We start from the raw sequence: 6,555 nt of genomic DNA on the forward strand, positions 1-6,555 counted from the left end.
TGTTTCAAAGGAGAATCATGACCATCGAAGGATGGACTCAAACGCTGGGCGCAGGCCCCCTGCTGCTCATCGCAGCGGCAGCGATCGTTGTGCTGCTGTTCCTGATCATCAAGCTGCGCATCCACGCCCTGATTGCGCTGATCATGGTCAGCCTGGGTACCGCGTTCGCCACCGGCATTCCCGCCAACCAGGTGGTTCCCGTCCTGATCAACGGATTCGGCACCACCCTGGGCACCGTGGCGCTCCTGGTGGGCCTCGGCGCCATGCTGGGCCGCATTGTGGAAACCTCCGGCGGCGCCAAAGTGCTCGCCGACTACCTCATCGGCGTGTTCGGTGAAAAGCGCGCCCCGTTCGCGCTGGGCCTGGCCTCGCTGATCTTCGGCTTCCCCATCTTCTTCGACGCCGGCCTGGTGGTTATGCTGCCCGTGGTCTTCGCCGTGGCAAACCGCCTGGGCGGCGGTGTGCTGCGGTACGGGCTTCCCGCCGCCGGTGCGTTCTCCGTGATGCACATCTTCCTGCCGCCGCACCCGGGCCCGGTCTCTGCGGCCGCGTTCTTTGAGGCCAACGTTGGCCTGGTCATGATCGCTGGCCTCATCACCGCCATCCCCACCTGGTACGTCACCGCCTACCTCTACGGCCTCTACACCGGCAAGAAGCTGGTCCTGCCCGTCCCGGAACTCCTGGGCCACGCATCCGTCGAAGCAGAGCAGAACCCGCCGAAATTCCGCACCATCGTTGGCCTGCTGCTGCTCCCGCTGATCCTGATCTTCCTCAACACGGGCCTGAATACCCTCGCTTCCTCCGGCGTCCTGTCCGAGGACGTCAAGAAGGAACAGTGGTTCCAGATCCTGCGCACCCTGGGCGAAACCCCGGTGGCGCTGCTCATCGCCGTTCTCGTGGCCCTGTTCGTCCTGGGCGCCCGCCGCGGCAGGGACAGCGGCGACCTCGAGAAGCTGCTCGAATCCTCCCTCGGCCCGGTTTGCTCCGTCATCCTGATCACCGGCGCCGGCGGCATGTTCGGCGGCGTCCTGCGCACCTCCGGCATCGGCCAGGCGCTGGCAGATGTGCTGGGCAACCTCGGTATCCCGCTGATCCTGGCCGGCTTCCTCATCTCCGCGATCCTGCGCATCGCCCAGGGTTCCGCCACGGTGGCACTGACCACCACGGCAGGGCTGATCGCTCCGGCCGTGGCCCTGGCCGGGCTGAACGGCATGCAGGTGGCTGCGCTGGTCATTGCCGTGGCTGCCGGCTCGGTTGTGGTCTCGCACGTCAACGACTCCGGCTTCTGGCTGGTGGGCCGCTTCTTCGGCATGGACGTCAAAACCACCCTGAAAACCTGGACCGTGATGGAAACCCTGATCGGCGTGATGGGCTTCGGCATCGCGGCGGCCATCTTCCTGGTGGCGGGTGTGGGCGGCTAACCTTCCGTACCTCCCGCCCAACTGACTCGCAGTTGTTGTCGTTTTGGGCCCTCAAAACGACAACAACTGCGACCTAGTTGGGTGGGGGAGCGCAGCGGCGGGGCGACAGGTGGGAACACCTGTTGCCCCGCCTTCGTTGTCCCAAGGGCAACGTGCTTTCCCCCAAGCGCGTCTTCGCCCCAACCAAAGGACACACCTTGACTCCTCGCACCATTGTGATCACCGGCGCCAGCGACGGCATCGGCGCAGCCGCCGCCCGGACGCTGGCCAAAGCGGGGGACACTGTGGTTGTGGTGGGCCGTTCCGCGGAAAAGACCAGCAGCCTGGCCCGTGAAATCGGCGCTGGTTACTTCCTGGCCGACTTCGCCGACCTCGCCCAGGTCCGCCGGCTCGCTGCTGAGCTGTCGGAAAAGTATCCGCGGATCGACGTCCTGGCCAACAACGCCGGCGGCATCATGGGCAAGCGCACCCTCACCGTGGACGGCAACGAAGCCACCTTCCAGATCAACCACCTGGCCCCGTTCCTGCTGACCTCGCTGCTGATGGACACCCTGATCGCCAGCAACGCCAAGGTCATCAACACCTCCAGCGCTGCCAACGGCTTCGGCAAACTGGACCTGTTCGATCTCACCTCCGAGCAGGGCTATTCCACCAACCGTGCGTACGGCACCGGCAAACTCGCCAACATTCTCTTCACCACCGAACTGCACCGCCGCTTCAGCGACCAGGGAATTTCGACGGCGGCCTTCCACCCGGGCGTGGTCCGCACCAACTTCGCGGCCGAGTCCACCAGCCCCATGCGGCACGCGTACAAAACGATCCTTAACCGTTTTATGCTCACCCCGGACCAGGGCGCGGACACGCTGTTGTGGCTCATCAATGGCACGGCCGGCACCGACTGGATTTCCGGGCTGTACTACGCCAAGCGTGCACTCGCGAAGGCCAACAAGCAGGCGTACGACGCCGAACTGGCCCGCGCCCTCTGGGACAAGAGCGAAGAGCTGGTCAAAGCCTCGGTCTGAGGGACCTAGCCTTCACAGCCGAAGCCGTCGCCATCCCGGTCCAGCCCGTAGATGTCGCTGCCAATGACGCTGACAGGGCCCTGGACGTAAGCGGGTCCGTTTCCGCTTCCGCCGGCACAGTCAACGTCCGAGGCGATGGGGACGCAGCCTGAATAGTTGGGATCGCAGCCAGACGCCGCCGCAGGTGCTGCCGGAGCTGCCCGCTGCGGCGGCACAGCGGCTGCCGCTGCTGCCTGGGCGGCCGCTGCGTCCCGGGCGGCCTGGGCCTGGGCCGCTGCCTTTTCTGCCGCTGCCTGCTCCGAGGCGGCTTGCTCGGCAGCCGCTTTGTCGGCCGCTGCCTTTTCTGCCGCAGCCCGCTCTGCCGCTGCCTTTTCTGCAGCAGCCCGCTCTGCCGCTGCCTTCTCCGCGTCCGCTTTATCAGCCGCCGCTTTGTCCGCGGCGGCCTTCTCTGCTGCTGCCTTGCTGGCGGCGGCAGCCACCAGCTTTGTGGTCAGGCTCCGGGCCGCCGATTCCTCCAGCCACACCAGCGTCCCCGTCTCATCCCTGGTGCACACATAAGTGTCTCCGTCCGACGCCCGCCGGCCATCCACGGGGGCGCACGCAGTGTTGGCGATCGGCAGGGCGGTGGCAGACGGTGTTGCCGTGCTGGTTTCCGCCGTGCCGCCCGCAGTACTGAGCGAGGCGGTGGACCCGCCGCAGCCGGCGAGGAGCACCGCCGTCGCAATCATGGCCACCGTGATGAACGCCGTTTGGGCGGGTTCCCGCCCTGTGAGTCCGGCCGACACGGCGGCGTTGAGGTGCCGGGCAGGGCCCGCCCAGGCCCGGTTTGAATGCGCAGTCACTTTGTCCCCCAGGTCCTGCCGGATGCGATTTTACGGCCAGCGTAGCCGTCGTCCACAGCTGGAAAGCGGGTCAGGCGCAAATCTTGAGCCATTCCTTGGGGAGCGGCCGTCAGCGCCCGTTCCGGGCCAGTGCCTCGCCGATCACCCTGGCCCCGGCCGGGTAGGCGCCCGGGTTTGGTCCGGCGTAGTTAAGCCGGATGAACGGGCCGGCGGGCTCGGCAGGGAACCACTCTGTGCCTGCAGCGATGAACACTCCGGCATCCTCGCAGTCCCGGGCCAGGCGGCCCAGGTCCGTGCCGTCCGGCAGGCGGAACCACAGGTTCAACCCGCCCTTGGGCAGCAGCTCCAGATGAGCGCCCGGGGCGTGCTCGCGCATGCTGGTGACCAGCAGGTCCCGGCGCGACTGCAGCTGCTGGCGCAGGCTCCGCAGATGCGACTGCCAGCCGGGCTGGGTCACCACGTCCAGGGCGGCAGCCTGCAGCAGCCCGCTGACGTACATCGATTCGGCCGCCCGGTGCGCCAGGATCCGTTCCCGGGCCGGACCGCGGGCCACCACGGCCGCGATCCGGATGGCCGTGGACACGCTTTTGGTCAGGGAGCGGAGGTAGACCACGTGCCCGGCATCATCCCGGGCCGCCACGGGCACGGCCTGTGAGGTGATACCAAAATCGTGCGCCCAGTCGTCCTCCACCATGAATGCGCCATGCCGCCGGACCACCGCAAGGATCTCCTCGCCGTGGCCCGGTGCCCACTGCGCGCCGGACGGGTTTGAGTAGTTGGGCTGGGCGTAGAACACCCTGGCCCCGGATTCCGTGAACGCCCGGTCCAGTTCCACCGGGTCCGGGCCGTCCGGTCCGCTTCGCACCGGCACCAGCCGTACTCCCGTCTGGGCCGCCGCCAGGATGGCGCCCCAGTAGCTGGGCGATTCGATCAGCAGCGGCTGCCCCGCCCCCACCAGCGCCCGGAAGATGGAGCTGAGCCCGCTCTGGCTTCCTGGCAGGACAATCACGTCGCTGGGCATGGGCGCCGTGATCCCGGCCGGGGCAGCGGAGCCCAGTTCGTGCGCAAACCAGGTCTGCAGCTCGGGCAGGCCGGCGGCCGGCGGCCGGAACAGCGCCGCGTCGCCGCGTGCCGCCCGCGTCAGGGCGGTGCGCACCAGGCGCTCCGGCAGCAGCTCCCGGTCCGGGTAGCCGGAGTGGAACGTGATGGCGTCGTTGGGCACGTTCCGCATGGTGCCGGACGACGGCGGCAGCACCGTTTGCGGGGATCCCAAAGCCGCCGTCTGCCAGCCGTAGTCCGCGGGCCGCACGGCGCGGACCGCCCGGACAAACGTTCCGACGCCGGGCCGGCTTTCGATCAGGTCCTGCCCGGTCAGCACCTGCAGGGCCTTCTGCACCGTCACCGGACTGGCCTGGTATTCGGCTACGAGGGAGCGCGTGGACGGCAGCCGGGCACCGGGCGCAGCCTGGGAAATCCACTGCTTGAGGGCCCAGACGATCCTCGAACTGCTATCGTTGTTCATGAGAGAACATAGTAGCGCTACTATCGAAAAGCGGCCACCGGTACTGCCGCATCAAGGTAACGGTATTTGGTGGGGCCTCCTCGGAGTGGTGGCATTTTCCTTCACGGTTCCCTTCACACGTGTGGCCGTGGCCAGCCTGTCGCCGCTGTTCATCGGCTCCGGCCGCGCCGTCATCGCCGGGATCCTGGCCGGCGCTGCCCTCGTCCTCACCAGGCAGCGTTTGCCGTCCGCCGCTATCCTGGCCCGGCTGGCACTCGTCGCGGGCGGTGTGGTGATCGGCTTTCCGTTCCTGACCTCCTTTGCGCTTACCGACGTGCCCGCCAGCCACGGCGCCGTGGTGATCGCGCTCCTGCCCGCCGCCACCGCCACCGCGGCCATCCTGCGCACCGGTGAGCGTCCGCCCACCACATTCTGGCTGGTCATTGCGCTGGGCTCGCTCGCCGCCGTGGGATTCGCGTTCCTGCAGTCCGGCGGGGCCGGCCAGTGGCGATGGGCGGACCTGCTCCTGCTGGGCGCCGTGGTCTCCGCCGCCATCGGGTATGCGGAAGGTGGCCTGCTGGCCCGCGAGATTGGCTCCTGGCAAACCATCGCCTGGGCCCTCATCCTGGCCCTGCCCCTGATGCTGCTGCTCGCCGGGATTGCCGCGGCTGCCCAGCCTCCTGTGGCCACGCTTGTCCAGTGGGCTGCGTTCGGGTACCTGGCGGTGGTCAGCATGTTCCTCGGTTTCCTGGCCTGGTACCGCGGGCTGGCCATCGGTCCCATCGCCCGGGTCAGCCAGATCCAGCTCATCCAGCCCGTCCTGAGCATCTGCTGGGCCGCTTTGCTGCTGGGGGAGGCGTTGCCCTGGACCACCTGGGTTGGCGGCCTGGCAGTTGTCGCCTGCGCCGGCGCCGCCGTCCGGGTCCGCCTCGGCAGCCCCAGCCCAAACAGCAGTCCCAGCCCAAAAAGCAGTCCCACCCCGACCCGCTGAACCACCAGCTCCCCGAAAGGAACCCCATGTACACCCCAGCCCACTTCGCCGCCCACCCGGCAGCCATCCAGGAACTCCTCACAGTCCCATCCGCCGCAAACCTGGTGACCATGACGGACCAGGGTCTGCTGGCCACGCTCCTGCCCTTTGTTTTTGATCCGGAAGCGGGGGAGTTGGGCGCGCTGCAGTCCCACGTTGCCCGAAACAACCCGCAGTGGTCCACCCCGGCCACGGGCGAGGCGCTCGCCATCATCCAGGGACCGGACGCTTACATCTCGCCCGGCTGGTATCCGTCCAAGGCAGAGCACGGCCGCGTGGTGCCCACCTGGAACTACTCCACCGCGCACGTTTACGGCCGCCTGGTCATCCACGACAATCCGGACTGGCTGGCCCGCCACGTCCGCCGGCTCTCCGACCTGAACGAGTCCGGCCGGGCCAAGCCCTGGTCCGTGGACGAGGCCCCGGAAAAATTCATCGCCGGGCAGCTTCGCGCCATCGTGGGCCTGGAACTGGTGATCACCCGGGTCGAGGCCAAGGAGAAGCTCAGCCAGAACCGGTCCGCTGAAGATGCCGCAGGCGTGGTGGCCGGCCTCCGTGCCACGGGCCAGGAGCCCAGCGCCGCAGCCGTGGAACGGGTCCGCGGCTGCCCGCTGCCCTGACCCGCCCAGCACCGGCCTTCCCAACCACACGCGGAACGCGCGACGGCGGCGCGAGGCTTGAGTTCTAGCGGTCGTTGCAACACCCATAGATTTTGGGAGTTGCAACGACCGTGCCGCAT

6 protein-coding genes are annotated in these 6,555 nt (G+C 68.1%); 4 read left to right on the plus strand and 2 right to left on the minus strand.

What is annotated here, in order from left to right; all coding sequences use genetic code 11:
• Nucleotides 1–17: 17 nt before the first annotated feature.
• Together ASF72_RS16415 and ASF72_RS16420 are read left to right on the plus strand one after the other, a co-directional pair.
• On the plus strand, nucleotides 18–1,421 hold the full coding sequence (locus ASF72_RS16415; protein ID WP_050684842.1) for a GntP family permease: 1,404 nt from the start codon (nucleotides 18–20) through the stop codon (nucleotides 1,419–1,421).
• Nucleotides 1,422–1,618: 197 nt separating this feature from the next.
• Entirely contained in the window at nucleotides 1,619–2,443 is an 825-nt protein-coding gene (locus ASF72_RS16420; protein WP_056600634.1) for an SDR family NAD(P)-dependent oxidoreductase, read from the plus strand.
• Nucleotides 2,444–2,448: 5 nt separating this feature from the next.
• On the opposite strand, the gene ASF72_RS20810 is transcribed toward ASF72_RS16420, so the two are convergent.
• On the minus strand, nucleotides 2,449–3,285 hold the full coding sequence (locus tag ASF72_RS20810) for a hypothetical protein (RefSeq protein WP_235504752.1): 837 nt from the start codon (nucleotides 3,283–3,285) through the stop codon (nucleotides 2,449–2,451).
• Nucleotides 3,286–3,394: 109 nt separating this feature from the next.
• Complete coding sequence (locus ASF72_RS16430; RefSeq protein WP_056600636.1) at nucleotides 3,395–4,807, minus strand: aminotransferase-like domain-containing protein; 1,413 nt, start codon at nucleotides 4,805–4,807, stop codon at nucleotides 3,395–3,397.
• On the opposite strand from ASF72_RS16430, the gene ASF72_RS16435 reads away from it, so the two are divergent.
• The gene (locus tag ASF72_RS16435) at nucleotides 4,806–5,777 is read left to right on the plus strand and encodes a DMT family transporter (RefSeq protein WP_056600638.1); all 972 of its coding nucleotides are present in this window, start codon (nucleotides 4,806–4,808) and stop codon (nucleotides 5,775–5,777) included. The genes ASF72_RS16430 and ASF72_RS16435 overlap by 2 nt on opposite strands.
• A 26-nt stretch (nucleotides 5,778–5,803) precedes the next feature.
• Nucleotides 5,804–6,436, plus strand: a complete 633-nt coding sequence (locus ASF72_RS16440) for an FMN-binding negative transcriptional regulator (RefSeq protein ID WP_056600640.1) — start codon at nucleotides 5,804–5,806, stop codon at nucleotides 6,434–6,436.
• Nucleotides 6,437–6,555 lie beyond the last annotated feature (119 nt).

Origin of the sequence: Arthrobacter sp. Leaf141 (assembly GCF_001424565.1) — a bacterium.
In the GTDB taxonomy this organism is placed as follows: domain Bacteria; phylum Actinomycetota; class Actinomycetes; order Actinomycetales; family Micrococcaceae; genus Arthrobacter.